The 15,977-nt window shown below is 59.0% G+C and carries 18 protein-coding genes; 5 read left to right on the top strand and 13 right to left on the bottom strand.

Features of this window, described 5'->3' with window-relative positions; genetic code table 11:
• Nucleotides 1–57 precede the first annotated feature (57 nt).
• From AC0T7J_RS20755 to AC0T7J_RS20770, 4 genes are all read left to right on the top strand, one after another.
• On the top strand, nt 58–630 hold the full coding sequence (locus AC0T7J_RS20755; protein ID WP_473796605.1) for a hypothetical protein: 573 nt from the start codon (nt 58–60) through the stop codon (nt 628–630).
• Nucleotides 631–721: 91 nt separating this feature from the next.
• On the top strand, nt 722–892 hold the full coding sequence (locus AC0T7J_RS20760) for a hypothetical protein (protein ID WP_473796608.1): 171 nt from the start codon (nt 722–724) through the stop codon (nt 890–892).
• Between the two features lie 264 nt (nt 893–1,156).
• Nucleotides 1,157–1,816 carry a recombinase family protein gene (locus tag AC0T7J_RS20765; RefSeq protein WP_258996265.1) on the top strand — a complete coding sequence of 220 codons (660 nt, stop codon included), beginning with the start codon at nt 1,157–1,159 and terminating at the stop codon, nt 1,814–1,816.
• Nucleotides 1,794–2,198 carry a hypothetical protein gene (locus AC0T7J_RS20770; protein WP_258996264.1) on the top strand — a complete coding sequence of 135 codons (405 nt, stop codon included), beginning with the start codon at nt 1,794–1,796 and terminating at the stop codon, nt 2,196–2,198. The genes AC0T7J_RS20765 and AC0T7J_RS20770 overlap by 23 nt, the downstream gene beginning before the upstream one ends.
• A gap of 29 nt (nt 2,199–2,227) precedes the next feature.
• Here AC0T7J_RS20770 and AC0T7J_RS20775 read toward each other — a convergent pair whose 3' ends face one another.
• From AC0T7J_RS20775 to AC0T7J_RS20795, 5 genes are read right to left on the bottom strand one after another with little or no spacing between them, the layout of a single operon-like run.
• Nucleotides 2,228–3,736 (bottom strand): conjugal transfer protein TraG N-terminal domain-containing protein, encoded by a 1,509-nt coding sequence (locus tag AC0T7J_RS20775; protein WP_258996263.1) that lies wholly within the window; start codon nt 3,734–3,736, stop codon nt 2,228–2,230.
• Nucleotides 3,736–4,101 carry a hypothetical protein gene (locus AC0T7J_RS20780; protein ID WP_187486982.1) on the bottom strand — a complete coding sequence of 122 codons (366 nt, stop codon included), beginning with the start codon at nt 4,099–4,101 and terminating at the stop codon, nt 3,736–3,738. Before AC0T7J_RS20780 ends, AC0T7J_RS20775 begins: the two co-directional genes overlap by 1 nt.
• 14 nt (nt 4,102–4,115) lie before the next feature.
• Nucleotides 4,116–5,570, bottom strand: a complete 1,455-nt coding sequence (locus AC0T7J_RS20785) for an integrating conjugative element protein (protein ID WP_258996262.1) — start codon at nt 5,568–5,570, stop codon at nt 4,116–4,118.
• 9 nt (nt 5,571–5,579) lie between these two features.
• The gene (locus AC0T7J_RS20790) at nt 5,580–6,554 is read right to left on the bottom strand and encodes a TIGR03756 family integrating conjugative element protein (RefSeq protein WP_279857056.1); all 975 of its coding nucleotides are present in this window, start codon (nt 6,552–6,554) and stop codon (nt 5,580–5,582) included.
• Nucleotides 6,554–6,949, bottom strand: coding sequence for a TIGR03757 family integrating conjugative element protein (locus AC0T7J_RS20795; RefSeq protein ID WP_258996260.1), 396 nt, complete (start codon nt 6,947–6,949; stop codon nt 6,554–6,556). Before AC0T7J_RS20795 ends, AC0T7J_RS20790 begins: the two co-directional genes overlap by 1 nt.
• A 256-nt stretch (nt 6,950–7,205) precedes the next feature.
• Here AC0T7J_RS20795 and AC0T7J_RS20800 point away from each other — a divergent pair, with 256 nt between their 5' ends.
• Nucleotides 7,206–8,243 (top strand): S66 family peptidase, encoded by a 1,038-nt coding sequence (locus AC0T7J_RS20800; protein ID WP_473796615.1) that lies wholly within the window; start codon nt 7,206–7,208, stop codon nt 8,241–8,243.
• 181 nt (nt 8,244–8,424) lie between these two features.
• Here AC0T7J_RS20800 and AC0T7J_RS20805 read toward each other — a convergent pair whose 3' ends face one another.
• From AC0T7J_RS20805 to AC0T7J_RS20840, 8 genes are read right to left on the bottom strand one after another with little or no spacing between them, the layout of a single operon-like run.
• Nucleotides 8,425–8,820 carry a hypothetical protein gene (locus AC0T7J_RS20805; RefSeq protein ID WP_473796618.1) on the bottom strand — a complete coding sequence of 132 codons (396 nt, stop codon included), beginning with the start codon at nt 8,818–8,820 and terminating at the stop codon, nt 8,425–8,427.
• Nucleotides 8,817–11,666: a conjugative transfer ATPase gene (locus AC0T7J_RS20810; protein WP_473796779.1), complete on the bottom strand. Its 2,850-nt coding sequence runs from the start codon at nt 11,664–11,666 to the stop codon at nt 8,817–8,819. Before AC0T7J_RS20810 ends, AC0T7J_RS20805 begins: the two co-directional genes overlap by 4 nt.
• A complete protein-coding gene (locus tag AC0T7J_RS20815) occupies nt 11,666–12,082 on the bottom strand; it encodes a TIGR03751 family conjugal transfer lipoprotein (protein ID WP_067437293.1) in 417 nt (138 codons plus the stop codon). Before AC0T7J_RS20815 ends, AC0T7J_RS20810 begins: the two co-directional genes overlap by 1 nt.
• 11 nt (nt 12,083–12,093) lie before the next feature.
• Nucleotides 12,094–13,635: a TIGR03752 family integrating conjugative element protein gene (locus AC0T7J_RS20820; protein ID WP_473796621.1), complete on the bottom strand. Its 1,542-nt coding sequence runs from the start codon at nt 13,633–13,635 to the stop codon at nt 12,094–12,096.
• Entirely contained in the window at nt 13,625–14,542 is a 918-nt protein-coding gene (locus tag AC0T7J_RS20825; RefSeq protein ID WP_473796624.1) for a TIGR03749 family integrating conjugative element protein, read from the bottom strand. The genes AC0T7J_RS20820 and AC0T7J_RS20825 overlap by 11 nt, the downstream gene beginning before the upstream one ends.
• Entirely contained in the window at nt 14,542–15,198 is a 657-nt protein-coding gene (locus AC0T7J_RS20830) for a PFL_4703 family integrating conjugative element protein (protein ID WP_067437299.1), read from the bottom strand. Before AC0T7J_RS20830 ends, AC0T7J_RS20825 begins: the two co-directional genes overlap by 1 nt.
• Entirely contained in the window at nt 15,195–15,560 is a 366-nt protein-coding gene (locus tag AC0T7J_RS20835; RefSeq protein WP_067437301.1) for a TIGR03750 family conjugal transfer protein, read from the bottom strand. The genes AC0T7J_RS20830 and AC0T7J_RS20835 overlap by 4 nt, the downstream gene beginning before the upstream one ends.
• 13 nt (nt 15,561–15,573) lie before the next feature.
• Entirely contained in the window at nt 15,574–15,963 is a 390-nt protein-coding gene (locus AC0T7J_RS20840) for a TIGR03745 family integrating conjugative element membrane protein (protein WP_258996256.1), read from the bottom strand.
• Nucleotides 15,964–15,977 lie beyond the last annotated feature (14 nt).

Consider the following 15,977-nt stretch of genomic DNA (forward strand, 5'->3'; position numbering starts at 1 on the left):
CTTCAGTACACTTCGACGATACAAATTTTACTAGACTCAGAGAAAGGGCGATCTTAAGTGAGAGTGTTATCTACGCAGCAATTCCATGAGCAATGCCTTGCCACTACACAAGAAGCTATTGAAATAATTGGGTGGACTAACATCTCAGTTGGAATTCTGAATGAAGAAGAAAGACAGCAACTTCAAGATGCACATTTACAGAGCACCTTGAACTGGCGATGGGCAATGGAGACCTATAACGGCAATGCAGATGACGGAATACTGGATATCACTCTAAAGCTCATTGACCGTGATGAGCCGGAACAGCTGCAGGCAGTTATCATTTGTAAATACGACTCGCGGCGTGACCAATTTTCAATTTGCATGTTAGAAAATTTCATTTCTGATGAAGATACCGATCTAACTGGCAATGTGCTAATTATTGCTCTTATTTATGCGACGACCTTCTGTGAGATCGCTGATCTTGAAGACGTTTACATTCAAAATCCGACTGAAGATGCAAAACCGCGTTATCGGAGCTACGGATTTGCCCAGGTATGGGATGACGCCGATAAAATGTCGGCCGATGCGCGTGACATTCTCGAAACTATACGAATGAAGGTGAATGGCATTGACCCTGACGAAGGATGACAACTAAGACCCTTGACCCAAGTCTTGTTTGTTTAATGAATTCGTTTGTTATAAAATTAGTCACATGGGCTATAGGCCAAAGAGGTTTAATATGATTATACAACGTAAAAAAATTACTTCTGATAAGGCTATTGCTGGCGCAAGGCGTTCGCTTGATTTCTGGACTTCCATTGATGGCAATAAGCTTGCCAAAGTTGGTAAGAAGGAAAAGGACATGGATATAGTTGGGCCTAAAAAAGGCATAAAGCCAGTAAGTATTTGATAATAGTCAATATCCCTTCAATAACTAAGGCTCCTATTAGGAGCCTTATGCATTTCCTCACTGCTCCTCAATATGTCAATCGTCCTTTTTTAGGTAGTTAACATACTTTTCATTTCCTTGACCTTAAAAGCTTCCGGGCTTTACTTATGACATTTAGGTATACCCAAATGTCACCCCCTGAAATCATGCGTTTTTACCTTTAAGTCATGATATAAAAGTCATACTATCCTTAGTCATAACCTAAAAGTCATTTGTGGGTAAAAAATGTACATCTTTGCTTATCTACGTGCTTCCACGCGAGAACAGGACGCTGAACGCGCCAGAAATCGTCTTCAGCAGTTTGCCGCCGAACGTGGACACCGGATCGCCAGCTGGTACGTTGAGAATGTATCTGGCGCTTCACTGAGGCGACCTGAGCTGATGCGACTGCTTGAGAACGCAGCTCCGGGTGATGCGATACTGATTGAACAGGTTGATCGCTTATCCCGTCTTGATGATGATGGCTGGAAAACACTTAAAGAGCTTATAAGTAGTAAAAGCCTGTCGATCATCAGCCTGGATCTGCCCACAAGTTATGTCGCGCTCGAGAACCATCGCGGAGACGAATTCACGGCCGCCATGCTGCGCGCTATAAATGCAATGATGCTGGATATGCTTGCAGCCATTGCACGTAAAGACTATCAGGACAGACGTCGCCGGCAGAGCGAAGGCATAGTTAAGGCAGTAGAGAGCGGAAAATTCAAAGGTCGTCAGCCGAATCTGCAGATGCATCAGAATGTCATTAAGCTGCGTCTGCAAAACAGGATGAGTATCAGGGAGACAGCTTCAATATGCGGCATCTCTGAGCGTCAGGTGATTCGGATTACGCAGCGCCATCTCAGTGACAGTGATCAGGGGGTAGATGATGAAGCACACAGCATATGAGCGCGGAGCTCAGGCAGCGGGTCTGTATAAGAAATTAACAAAAACAATGAGGCTATCAAATGATGCCTGCATAAGCTGGGCCCAGAAAAACGGGCTACCAAACATTTTGGGACGATTACCCGTTCCGATAGCAATTTTCTGTTTGCTGATTACAGCTCTGCTTTGTGGGGTAGTAATAGGTAGCATAATTGTTGTGGCAGCTATGTTCATTTATATGCTTTGCAACATAACTATCAGTGGTGAAGACGATTATAACAGTGATCATAACCCTTCCTATGGCACGGAGTGGCGAAATGGCAGCGAGGGCACTGGAATCTATACTGGCCCGGAGCATGGCCCCGGACCTTCTTATCGTGTAGATAATGATGACGATGAAGATTAGAAGTCTCATGCATCTAATCTTCACTGACATTACAATTTCACGGCTCTTTTAGCGGTTTCAACTGCACTACCGCCTGCTTTCTGCACATCAGAACTTCCGTTTTTAAGCGCACCATCCAGTGCTCCTCCCACTCTAATTCCAGCCCATGAAAGCGCCCCCATCCAGAACGCGGGCAGTACCAGAAACATCGATGCCATAACGAAGTTCATGATCAGATCATCCGAGCTATTCTGAAAGCCGGCCATGTTGAAACTGCTGTGCGTGTCCGAGCTGTAGAGCGCCGTCAGCAGCCAGCTGTCCAGCCAGCGCGCCAGTTCCCACCAGAACGTCAGGAAGTTAAGGGCGAATACCACAAACGTCAGCGTGATAACCGTTTTAATCTCATACGCTGAAAAAGCCAGAATAAGCGGCAGGACCACTACCACGGCCATCAGCAGTACGGCCTGCACCATGGGCAGCGCCTGGCGCATGGCGTCGAATGCCGGAAACGCCGCGACGCTTCCCAGTGCGGTTCCGCCGATCGCCGCAACGCGCGACACCGAGTTATCCAGGGTGAAATCCGCATTGCCGCCGTAGCCGGCATAAACGTGGCCGCCCTGTGAAACCGTCAGGCTTTCAGGGCTCACCAGGCGGCGTATCACGGCCTCCCGGTAGTCGGTCGCATTGCCGCCGATCATGGACATGGCCGCGGAAAGGCGGGTCCATAAGCCCGGGTCAGCCTGGTCCACGACGCGGGCCTGCAGGCCGGTTTCGGCCTTGCTCCACCATTCGCTGCAGGCCGGATAGCCGCCCCGGCCAGTGTCCGGGCGCCCGCTGTCCCGGCTTTCGCTCCACGGAAACGCGGCGCGGGGCGTTTTTGACTGCAGGCTGCCGTAATAGCTGCCCAGAAACGTCTTGCTGCCAATCCACTCAATGTCGCGCAGGGTAGATTTATCCTTCGTCTGGCCCTGATCCTCGCGCTTCCACATGTACAGCGCCAGCGAATAGCAGTCGTTGGTGAAGTCCTGCAGCTCCTCGGCGAGCCCCTTGTTATTGATGCGCGTGTGCTGCACCTCAAAGCGGATCTGGCGCATGTCAGGACGGCAGGGGATGGTGGCGACTGACGCCTGGGTAATGCCCTTTGCCAGCTTGTGCATCAGATACCACCATATCGGTGCGGCGGCCGTCTGGTCGTTAAGGCTGGAGATCACGGGCGAATAGCCGGTGTCATCCGGCGCCTTTGGCGTCCAGGTGCCGCACGTCTGCGCGCGGGAGGCATCATATTTGATGGTGCTCATGTCCACGTTCATCAGCGGCATGCAGCAGGCAATCATGACCAGAAAGGAGGTGTAAATGGCGTGCTCCATCCGGGGAATGGACAGCGCACCCTTGTTTCCCTCATCCTCACCTTCCTCCCGGACCTTCAGCCAGATGCCGATAAGGCGAAAGGCCACCGGAGCGGCAAAAAGGCCGGTACTGAGCAGGATATTCCACAGGCCGTTATTGACGACCCAGCCGAGCAGGGTCAGGAAATACTCCAGGTAACTGTTGGTCAGCATTATGACGCTCCCGTGCCGCTGAGCAGCACCAGTTCACACACCACTGCAAAAATCACGCTCACGGCGGCGATCCGCATAAGCGGCTGCCGGTACTGCGAACTGAACCCCGGCGCGCGCAGGATTTTCACAAATCCCCACGTCAGGCCGCCGTATATCGCCAGGCGCCACATCAGCCAGCCATATTTTGCCTGCTCCATCCACTTGCTGAAGGCGGCCGCCTGGTCAGGGTTTTTGATCGCGTTGTCCGCAATAACCAGCGCGGCCAGCAGCAAAACGAGCAGCGTGCCGGTAATAATCAGCATGCGCTGCAGAACGGGATGACGACGGAAAAATGAGGCGCGGCGCGCCTCCTTTACAGGTTTCATGGTGCGGGCCTCGCTCATTTGTTTTCAGTCTCGGGCACCGCCAGGCGGTTCATGCGGCTGTCCGTGTTGTCATCGCTCTGGGTCTGCGGGTTGCTGTTTACGCGGCCATTTTCGCGCTCGATGATGGTCAGTACGGAGTTGCGGGACAGCTCGCGCTTGAGCTCCATTTCGTTACGCAGCGCGGTAATTTCCCTGTCGATGGCCGTTACCCGCCGGTCGCCTTCCTCGATGGCGGCCGTCTGGGAGGCGGCGTTCGGCTCTGACATGCCGGTAACGATCATACGGCGCATGATCAGCGCCGTTTCCACCGTATCGGCCATTGCCAGCTCGCCCGCAAGCCGGGCGGTAAGGGCGGCATTGTCCGGATCACGCTGCAGCGCCCTGATGACGCCGGCGGTGATCGGCAGGCTGCCGGTTTTAAGCTTCGCCAGGTTAGCGGCGTTGGGCGGCTCGCTGCCGTTAACCAGCTTCACCAGCTGATCCGTGTTCTCTTTTGTCGTTTCCTCAAGAATGGGGGCAAAGCCGGTGCCGGCCTGCGTGGCCCCCGGCTGCTGTTCGTCATCGCCACTGGTGCACTGGGATGCATCGCCGCAGGTGCGCAGGGAGCTGTCGCCAACCACCTGGACCACGGCTTTTGCCGCCTCTTCGGCGCTGCCATATTTTGCGCACGCGCCGCCGTTGCAGCTGCTGTTGCTGACGGGCGTGGTGCTCAGCACGGGCAGGCTGTTCATCATGTTGTAGCCGGCGGCGGCCAGGTCGTGCGTGGGGCGAATGGCGGGCTGATTTTGTCCGCCGCGCTTCTGTCCGCCTATCCAGTTCTGGCCGGACTTGCCCTGCAGCTTTTCAGAGGCGTTGTTAACGCGTACCGCGTCGGCATCGCCGCTGTTGACCAGCGACTTGTACTCGTCCATGACCGCGCTCTGGTTCCACTTATTGTTGCCGGCAAAGTTCATCATGCGTTTGGACATGTTCTGACAGTTGAGCTGCGCCTTATCAAAGGCCACGCTTCCCTGCAGCACGCCGTTGGTCAGCATGTCGTAAAGGCCCGGATTGGCGCGCTGTATCACCATGGCCGGCAGGCTGGCGACTGCGCCGGTGGCCCCCTGAATAACGTCGCTCATCAGGTTTTTATAGCCGCTGGTCACGCCGTTCAGCTGGTTGCCCACGGTGGTTTTCAGATCGAAGTTGCCGCACATCAGGTCGCTGCTCCAGCCGATATCCATTCCCAGCTTGCGCATGCTGCTGCGCGTGGCCGGCTGGGAAATAACGGAGCCGCCGCCGAGGGTGTAATACAGCTTGTCGGATACCGCACCGCTGACGTTTTTACCGTAGCCGAATGCGCTGTCGTTGACCGACGGCAGCGAAATGCCAAAGGCGCCGGATCGGTTTTCATCATCGGCCTGTGCCAGGCCAATTGATACGCTGACCAGGGCCGCCAGAAAAACCGGCCTCAGTGTGGTTGTTGTCATGGTTGCCTCTTAAAAATTGGTTGCATACAGGAAGGTCTGGCCGCGACGCTTGCAGCAGCTGTAGGGCTGCCACAGGGCGTACGCCTCGTTGCCGTCCTGCGCCGTGGGCCAGGCGCCGTCGGGGAATACGGCGCAGGTGGCCGAGAGCGTGGGGGACAGCCGCTGCCATTTATGGTTAGCCGTGCCGGTGTTTTCCTTCACCTCGCCCGGCGGCCAGTAGCCTGGCTTGCGGGTGCCCTTCAGCTGCTGATAAACGTGGATCTGCCCGGATCGGGTAATGATGTCGGCCACGCGCTGGGCGACGACGGCGGAAGCCTTGTCATCATCGGTCTGGCTGACAAAACCCGAGCGTGGATAGAGGTTGCCCCACATGTTGGCGCCGGCCTGGCTGCCCAGCTCGCGCTGTCCGGGGATAAGCGCCTCCGGATAAAGCGACTCCGGCAGGCCCGAACGCCACATAAGGGAGTCCAGCGTACTGAGGAAGTAAGGGTTAAATGCCCGGGCCGCCGTGTCGCAGGAGTAGCCGGCAATGCTGCCGCCAATCAGGGAGGTGGCCGGATGCCCGATGGCGTCCGCGTATTTGAACTTAATGTTTGACTGACGACGTCCCGCGTCCTTGATGTCGGCGGCATTCCCTCCTCCGGCGGCGGCGCCGCTGGTCAGCCCACCGTCAACGACGCCGGCAGCTCCGCTCATAAAGGCCATTTCATGCCAGGGATTGCCGCCCGGGCCGGTGTAGGTCGATACCACCACTTCAGGGATGTAGTGCGTCACCTTAACCGAGGTTTTGACCGAGCAGCCAAAGGGCGTACACATCAGCCAGTAGCAGACGCCGCTCACGCGCCAGCTGATGCAGTCCTGCGTCACCGCGCTGGCGATAATCCCGGCGGTATTGATGGCGGCGAGCGTGGCGGGCGCTGCGGCCACGGCCAGAACCGAGGCCGTGCCGGCGGCACAGATGTGTTTTCTGAATGATCCGGGCATCAGTCTGCCCCCTGCGTGCGGTGCAGGTTTGCCTGTGCCACGTCAGCGGTGCCGTATACCACATCCCGATCATCAAATACGACGGCGGGGTACTTGTGCAGGCCGATTTCCCAGGCATGGACCACCTGACGATAGGCGCCGGCAATCTGCGCCTGTTTCCGGGGCCAGTCGGGCGACTGAATGACCTGTTGAGCCTGCAGGGCGGCCTGCTGAGGATCTGACGACAGATCGCCGAATATGGCCTGCTGCAGACGATCGGGCCCGTCCAGCCACACAACTTCAGTATCGGCGGTAAGGTTCAGGGGAGGGTGCTGAGCGTCGGTGAAAACGACGGTGCCTGCCATTACCTGTACTGGTATCAGCAGGGAAAAAAACAGGAGTGGCCTGATGCGCATTGCAAATCTCCGTCACGGGTATCAGGGTGCCAGCGTGACAGCGCGTGCTCAGGGATTCAGCAGTAAACTCTATTTCGGATTTTGAAAATTTGTCGGCATTGGCGGAATCATTATGAAAAATGGAACAGCGAATGTCCGCTATGTGCCAGTAGCGGACCTTTCACAGGTTAAATAAGCGGAGGATTCGGCTGCTGATTTTACATCCAGGCTTTATTTATGGATTATAGATTTCTACATGTTCTGAAAGGATTTATACATGAATGTCCTCTTTCCACCCAAGCTGGTTCCAGGAGATGTTATTGGTGTAACTGCTCCATCTTCCGGCGTACCTGAGCACCTGCACTCCAGGTTGGAACTCGCCATCGCAAACCTTAAGAAAAAAGGGTTCCAGGTGCGCGAAGGAGACTGCTTACGCTCGCAGCACAAAAATAAAAGTTCTACTAAGCTTTCTCGCGCTAACGAATTAATGTCTTATCTTACTGATCCTGACATAAAAGCTGTTATGCCCCCTTGGGGCGGTGATCTGGCTATGGAATTATTGGAGTTGATTGATTTTAATCTGTTAGCTCGGTCTGAACCAAAATGGTTTGTGGGTTTTTCTGATCTTAGTACACTTCATTTTCCACTGACGACAATTTCAGGTTGGGCTACTCTGCATGGACCAAACCTAATGGATCTTGGCGCTCATGAGTTAGACAGCACCACTCAGGCTGTATGGGCGATTCTGGAATCGAATCGGGGAACAGTAATCAAACAGCACTCCTCGACAGCATTCCAGGTTGAGGAAAATCAGTGGGGAACAGCGTCAGACCAAGGTTTCAATCTGACCCAAAAAACACAGTGGAAACGCCTTGATGGTGTTACATCTTCTCTAACCTTTAGCGGAAAATTGATTGGCGGCTGCCTTGAAATAATATCGAGATTAGCAGGTACGCCATTTGGGAATTTGCCATTTTTCAAGGAGAGAAATAGCGCTCAAGGAATAGTTCTCTATTTTGAAAACGTAGAAATGGCTCCCTGTGAATTAACGCGCGCATTATTCAGCTTACGATTACAGGGTTGGTTTGATAACTTAAATGGTGTTCTTATAGGCAGAAGTGCTGCACGTGACATAGACGACCCGACTAAACATAATTATCTGGATGCCCTTAAAGCCGCTTTTGAGAATGTTGCCGTGCCCGTACTGTACGATGTTGATATTGGTCACGTGCCTCCTCAAATATCACTGGTAAATGGAGCCGATGCGACGGTATTTTTCGCAGAGAACGGTAGCTCAGTAACTCAGCAGTTGTAGATAAGTCGGTATTAAGAATGAAGGCGGGCCTTGCTGTTCTTTTGCACTCAATGTCCGCTTCTCGCTCTTAGCGGACATTTCAGTCTCAGAATAAAGAAGTCTTTCATCATCAGCCACTGGCTTAAAGCTCATAAAAAAACCGGCCCTGCTGGCCGGTAATTTTATGAGATGACAGTCGGAATCAATCCTCAAACACGCTGTTAACCCAGAGCGTCATGTAAACCATATCCGCCGCGTCGGGCACGTTGACGTACCAGCGGGGCGAGTCAAATTCGTCGTCCAGCGGCAGGCTGGCGCGGCCCTCCTGGGTCACAAGAATGTCCGCGCGCTTTTCCCGGCCATCCTCCAGATGAATGGCGACGCAGCTGTTTTTCCCGATCCGGTGCGGATTGCAGGTAATGGCGACCGGGGGCTGCAGACGATCCTTCAGCGCGCCTTTCATCGCCTCAAGCCGCTCCTGCGTGCTCTGCGTGGCGGCAGGTTCGCCCTGCGGATACAGGCCGAAAAGCGTTGGCGTCGGCGTCTCGTCGGCCGCCGGGTTTTGTGTTACGGGGCGCGCGTATTTAAGCTTAATCATGCGGTCAGCTTCTCTCTTTTATCGTTGTATTCCGGCATCCCTGCCGACTCAGCCGTCATCAGTCCACGCAGACGATCCAGTTTTCTTGCTACGAGAATAGCAGCATCCAGCTCCGAACAGTTATGTTTACGCATCAACGCCTTGCGCTCGGCCTTCTCTTCTTTCTCCGTCATGCCCAGCGCCAGAAACAGGCTGGGCGGCACGGCCCGGAACAGCGCCTGCATTTTTTTCGACAGCACCACGCCCTCGGTGTAGCACCCGGAAAGCTTGCTGGCTGACAGCAACACGGCCTTTTCCTCCTCGGAAAGCGTGCGGAAGCGGGCGATGTCCTCCACCTCTTTCTTCGGCATGGTCAGGCAGATCCACCACTCGGCCATGTTCAGCATTTTGCCTGCCGCCGCCGGATAATCCTCAAGGTTCTGGGTGGCAAGCCAGAGCCAGGCGCCGAGCTTACGCCACATCTTGACCACCTTGGTCATGTAGGGCGCCAGAAGAGCGTTAACGGTCACGATGTGCGCCTCATCCACCGTAAACACGATGTCGCGCTCAAGGTACTGGTCACGTTCCGCGATGTTGTTGACGGTGTTGGTCAGGGACACCATGGTCAGCGCCATCTGGGCCTCATACCCCTCGCGGGCCAGGTGGCCGAGGTCGATGAGCGTGACGTCCGCCTCCGGCCACAGCGAACCCTCCCTGTTAAACAGCTCGGCCTCAAAGCTGCCGGGCTGGGTGAACATGCCCAGCGACTCCGCCATCTCCGCCGCCCTGGCCCGGCGCGACTCGTTACGCACCTGGCCGCCTTCGACGGCCTCGTCCGTGGATATGCGGTTCAGGGCGTTCTGCAGGTCGCTGGGCAGCATCTGGCGCTTTTCATCCAGGGTCTGACGGGCGGCCATCAGCAGGGCTTCGCGGATCATGGCCCGGTCGGCGCGCCTGAGCGCGGCGTCTTCCTTCGGGTCGCCGCCGGTGATCATCATGCGGGCGGAGATTTCCATTTCGCCCAGGATGTCGCGCTTTTCATTATCCTCCCCCTCGTCGTCCTCATCGATCTCCGGCAGGTCGCTTTCATCCACCGCCAGCGGCGGGGCGTCGCTTTCAAACAGCTTGTGCGCGTCGGCGAACGGCGGCAGGGTCACGCCGCTGCCCGGCTTGACGCTGACCTTGTTCACCGTGAGGCCGAGGCTTTCAAAGTAGTCCGCCGTCAGGCCGAAGCTGTTGCCGGCCTCGGCGATGAACAGGCGCGGGCGCTGGACGGCCATCAGCTGGCAGAGCATCGAGCACAGGGTGGCCGACTTGCCCGCCCCGGTTGGCCCGAACAGCAGCATGTGCGCGTTCTGCGAGCGGTCGTGTTTGTTCAGGGGATCGAAGTTCAGCACGTCGCCGCCCCGGTTAAAAAAGCTGAAGCCCGGGTTGCCGGTGCCGGTTTCCCGCCCGGTGACGGGCACCAGGCCGGCCAGGTGCTGGACCCACGTCAGGCGGGTGTACCAGTTCTTTTTGTCGTGCTGCGGGTTAAAGCACATCGGCAGCGCGCGCAGCCAGGCGTTCAGCGGGCCGACCTCGTGCTCGGCGCGAACGGGCTGCAGCCCCTCGTTGAGCAGCACCGTGGAAAGCTCGATGCGCTTGCGGTTCATCTCCTTCATGTCCCTGGCCTGCAGGAAAAACGTGATGCCCGCGCGGTACAGCTTGTGCCGGTTGCCCAGCAGCTCCTTCACGGCGGCCACGTCCTGGCGCACGCGCCCCGACTCGGTGTTTTCCCCGATGGCGTTCTTCGCCAGCCGGTTAAACTTCTCTTCCAGCGTGTCCTGCGGCTCCGCGATGATGGTCATGCACAGCATGGTGCCCTCGGGAAACATGTCCATCAGGGCGTTGACCTTTTTCTCGCCCCGGCTTTTCTCGCCGGTCAGCGTGCCGGGCTCGGGCGGCTTGCGCAGCCGCTCAACCGTCAGGGCCGAGTGGGCCAGGTTATCGAGCCACCACACGCCGTTTTCCACGTCCGAGCGCGGCGGCGTGAACAGCAGCGTCTCGGAGAAGTCGTTTTCCACGGGGATCATGCCGTCGGGCGTGTTGCGGGTGTCCTCGTAGGCCGCCGCGCGGTAAAACTGCTCCCGGTCCATGCCCTCCGGCGCCGGGTTAAACAGGCGCAGGAGCCAGGCGTGCACCTGCAGGCCGTTCTGCCGCGTGCAGCCGACGTTGACGCTGGAGAGCGCGCCGCACAGCCTTTCGCACGCCTGGTTCAGCATGCCGACCGGCGGCATCACGTCGCGGTTGTTTTTCTCCACCCAGCGGTACACCACCATGCGGGTACGCCGCTGCTGGCCGCGCCACGGCTGGCCGGTGATAAGCTTGTCCACGAACAGCCCCTGCGGGCGGGAGATGCCGCGCAGGTGGCTTTCGGTTTCCTTCAGCCACGCCTCGGTAAAATCCGTGTGCTGCGCGTGCGGCTTAACGTACCCGCGCAGCCTGTCCAGGTAGGCGTCCACGTCGTTTTCGTCCTGGCAGAAAAACTGCACGATCCAGGGGTTGGCCTCGATGTCGTCAAAGCTGTCCTGCAGCGCGTCCTCAACCACGTCCCGGATCTGCTCCAGGCGCGCGTCGGGACGCCCCTCGGTGGCAACCGGGGTGATATCGTACACCGCCCCGACCGAGACGCCGTCGTCCAGCAGAAGGCACTGATCCTCGTCCAGAAACTCCGCCCACGGCAGGTAGTCCACGATCGACGGATTGTGCGAGTACACCTGCCTTTCGTCGCCCTGCGTCATTTTTCCCGGGCGCGCCAGCTGCTCCGGGCCGTCCTGCTCCGGCGCGGCCTGTCCGGCCGGCCGGTTTTTCTTAAAGAGTCCGAACATCACAGCGCCTCCGTGCGTTCGCCAGGCATCGCGTACTGCGTCTGGTCATAGAAGGGGAAAACGGTGCTGTAGCCCGGCACGGGCGTGTTGCCCTGCGCCAGGTGCGGGAAAACGTACATCACCATGTCGGGATTCGGCAGGCGCGGAAACTGCTGGCTGATCTCCGACTCCTGGGTGCGGCTGTAGCTGCGATCGTCGCCGGCCGTCGCCTGCTGTTCGTTATCGGTCAGGGCGCGGCGCAGGGCGGCGCGCCCCTCCACGCCGCGCGACGGGCCGCTTTCGCCGTCCGTGCCCTTCCACAGCTCCAGCATGTTGCTGTCGCCCGCCGGCAGCATCTCATCCTTTGACGTGGAGCAGCCCGTCAGGGTGGCGGCCGCGACCAGCACAAAAACGCCGAGTGTTACTGAAATCTGCATGTCACTTCTCCTCAGTCGAGCCCGCCGGTGCTGCCGTCTTCACCGGGCAGGGTGAAGTCGTAGCGCACCTTGCGGCCCTTGTCTTCATAGTCAATTGCCAGCTCGCGGGTGATGTGCACGGCGAGGTGCGCGCCCGGCTGAACGTAAATGGCGTCAAAGGTCTGGCCGTAGCGCTGCTTCACCCACTCGGTGATCTCGTCGGAGCTGCCGGAAATCGCCTTGCCGAGCACCGCCTGTCCGGCGTCGCCGGTCAGCGTGGAGGTGACGCCGCCGTAGGCGTTGGTCTGGCTGGTCTGCTGGTTCTGGCCCACCGCATCGCCGGCCGCGCCGGCGGCGCCCAGCAGGCCCAGCGTCGGCAGGTACGTGGACGCGTTGGATTTACGCGTGCCGGAAATGCACGGAATGCCGTTCTCGTCGGAAATCCAGCCGATGCCGCCGTTGGTGCCGGTGTCTTTACCGCCGTTCTGTGCGTTCTGACCGTTGCCGGACTTGCCGCTGCGGTCGGGCTTCGGCAGCGTCCGCACCGTGCCGTCGGTGAACACAAAGGTAATGCTGCTGACCTGGCCCCTGACGCAGGACAGGGTCCAGTCGCCCGAGGCCGTGCCGGACACGATGGCGCCCTCCACGTCCGGGAGCTCGATGCCGTTGGCGGTCAGGTTGTCCTTACCGATAAGCACCTTGAAGGGATACGGATCGGTCACGGTGCCGTTGACCGGCACGCGGCCCAGCAGGGCGGTCATGGCGCGGCTGCCGATGAGCGTGGAGTTTTCCGGCAGGGTGTAGACCGGCTCGGCCTCGTCTTCCTCACCTTTTTCGCTGGTTGAACCCTTAACCTGCTGTTCATAGTTTGCCTTCTGTCGGGTAACGGCATTTTCGCTCATGAAGGAGGTCGGAAAGGCCGTTGTGCCGCCGACGCTGGCTGAGGCGTTGCCGCTGCCGCCCTGCCCGGACTGGGTGCTTTTACCGTCCTGCGGCGTTACCCACATCAGGCCGTCGCCGCCCGCCGCCGCCGCGCCGCCGCTGCCGGCGCCCATGCCGTCCAGCCCGAGGCCCAGCGGAATGTCGCCGTCCTGGCCGCCGGCCTTGTCGGCCAGCCCCTTGCCGGTTTTCTGCAGCTGGGAGGTCAGATCGTTGATTTTTGACGTCAGCGCGTTCTGCTGCTGGCGCAGCTGCTTTTCGCGGTCGCTGAAGCCCTTCTGAACGCCCTGAACGGCCTCGTTAACCTGCCCGGACACGTTCTGATTCCGCTCGCGCAGCTTTTTATTCTCGTCCAGCAGGTCGGCGTTCTGTTTGTTCAGCGTGGCCTGCTGCTGCCGCACGGCGTTCAGGGATCCCACGATGGTTTTCAGCGTGTCCTGCGGCGTGTCGCCCTCGACGCCGAGCGCCTTCAGCTCCTGCGGGGAGAGGTTCGCCAGCGCCGAGTCGGCCTGCGCCGCCGTCTGCGCGGCGGGCTCGGGCGCCTTGCTGTTGTGGCTTTTGACCGCGATAAAACCGCCGGCGACGAGAACCGCCGGCACCAGGACCTTAACCAGGCCGTTTGATTTAATCTTCATAGCGGATCACCTTCTGGGCGGAACGGACGGCCTTGCGGGCGGTGGACGGCTCGCGCACGAACGCCTCATCGGCGCGGCCGGCGGTGACCAGGTACAGCGTGGTGGTGTCCTCCGGCGTGCCGGCGGCGCCCAGCCAGCGGTGCTGGAAGGTGGCGGTGATAAACTGGCCCTGCAGCTCCCGCGGATCGAGCACGATCTTTTGGGAAGAGGTGTTGCGCACACGCAGCGCCACCACGGTTCGCCCGGCCGCACCCCAGCCGGCCACGGGTGACACGGTCACGGGCGCCGAGGGGTAAAGCGTGGTGATGCGGGACGGCAGGTGCGGATTAACCGGATGTATTCCGGGTACGCCTTCGACCGTGCGCACCGGGGCGTACAGGTTCTGCGCGGCGTAGCGCGTCAGCAGTACCGGAATGGGCGCCTTGTAGCTGACCTTTTTGCGCCGGGCCGGCGCCCTGCTGGCGTCCTCGCCGGACGTCGGGGCAGCGTTGGTGGCGGCGCTGCCGGCCGTGCTGACGTCACCGCTGTAAATGATTTTAACCGGCTCGGTCGGGCCCGTGCCGGCGGCGCGGACGTCCAGCAGGATCACTTCGCCCGACTCCATGTCCTGCAGCTGCAGGCGCGTTGCCGGAAAGTCGCTGTCGGCCTTCAGGTAGACCGCGCCGCCGGTGCTCTGCACGCGCAGCTTGCCGTTCAGCGCGGGCGGAAAGCCGACGCGCACGTTTTTATCGGCAAAAATAACGCGCTCGGCGCCGGTTTTCAGGGGGATCTGCAGGGGAACGCGCTCCCACTTCATCAGCTCGTCGGCCCGCGCCGGCACCGTGCCCAGTATGGCTGCCGGGATCAGCGCAAGCGACAGCGCCACCAGGCAGGCGCGGGAGCTGAACGTTAACGTTGAGCACATCATCAGAACATCCCCTTGTTGGTGTGTTTTGGCAGCTCCGGGGCGGCGGAGAGGCGCTGCGGAATGCCGTCGTAGCAGTCCAGGGCCATGCCGAACGGGTTAGTCTCGGAGTCGCCGTCCCACCGGACGACCCTGATCGGGTAGCGCACGGTCACGCGCTTGACCGGCTCGGTGAGGTAGTATTCATCCGCGACCAGGTCCAGCTTCACGACCCAGTTATCGCGGTCAACCACCTTCACGCTGTTGGTGTCGTAGCCGCGGCCGGGAATTTCATAAACCACGCGGACGCGGTCGGTAAGCTCGTTTTTCTCACCGCGCTGCTTCGCGTCTTCCTCAAGAAACGCCTTACACTGCGGCGTGAGGTAGGAGGACAGCGACTGAATGCGGGCGGGATAGTCAACCTTGCCGTTTTTGGGCCAGGCGTTGAGCTGCTGAAAAATGTAATAGGTAAAGCCGTATACCGTGGGCGGCGGGATTTCCCACCAGGGGCGGGTGCTGCCCTTGCGCAGGTCCGGCGGGTTATGAATGGTCAGCTTTTCCGGGGCGCGCATCCAGCCGCCCAGGGCGGTCATCAGCAGTATCAGCAACACGACGCAGGCCGCCCGCAGGGTAAAAATATGCTGATCGCGGCCCTTAACCGCGTGGCGAAAACGACTCATTTGATGCTCCTGATGCTCTTGCTGCGACGCAGGGACCAGCCCCGCGAGTCGATGATTAGTGAAGGATCGCCGAAGCCCGTGCGGCGCATTTTCAGCGCCACCTGCTGCCACAGGTAGTTCTCGGGCTTGCCGCGCTTTCTGGCGGCGAGCCATCTGCCGCCAAAGGCGATCAGCACGAGCGGGAACAGCAGGGCCACCGTCGGGACCGCCAGCCAGCCAAAAATGAAGGCGAAAGGCAGGGAGAGCACAAAACCGATCCCCACCCCCGCCAGCGCCGCCATTCCCAACTCGGGGGTGGTAAACCCCCGAAAAACAACAGGCTCAGAGTTCAGGCGATCCGGCAGAAAGCGAATGGTCGCCATCCGGATGCGCTCCTTAGCTGATAACTTCGGAGGACTTGCCCAGCAGCCAGATAACGGCAACGAGCAGAACGATCCCCACCACCACGATGGAACCGAATTTGGTCCAGGAGGCGCGGTCATTACGTACCTCGCCGAACGTCACCAGGCTTGCCTCGGCCACTTTGAAGAAGGCAAAGCCGCAGAGTACCAGGCCGCCCAGCACGAGGCCGTCCGCAACGTGCCCGCTCAGGGTGCCCATCAGGCCGGTGCCGGCGCCGCTTGAGGTTGGCCCCTCAACCTGAGGCAGATCGGCCAGGGCCGGGGCGGCGGCAAACGCGCTCAGCAGGCTCGCGGTGAAGAGGCGTGCCCAGGCGGATTTGGCCTTAACGGAAACGCGGGACAGAACGGAAGAAAATTTAGACATGATTTCACCTGTAT

Source organism: Pantoea sp. E956-1 (assembly GCF_982223955.1).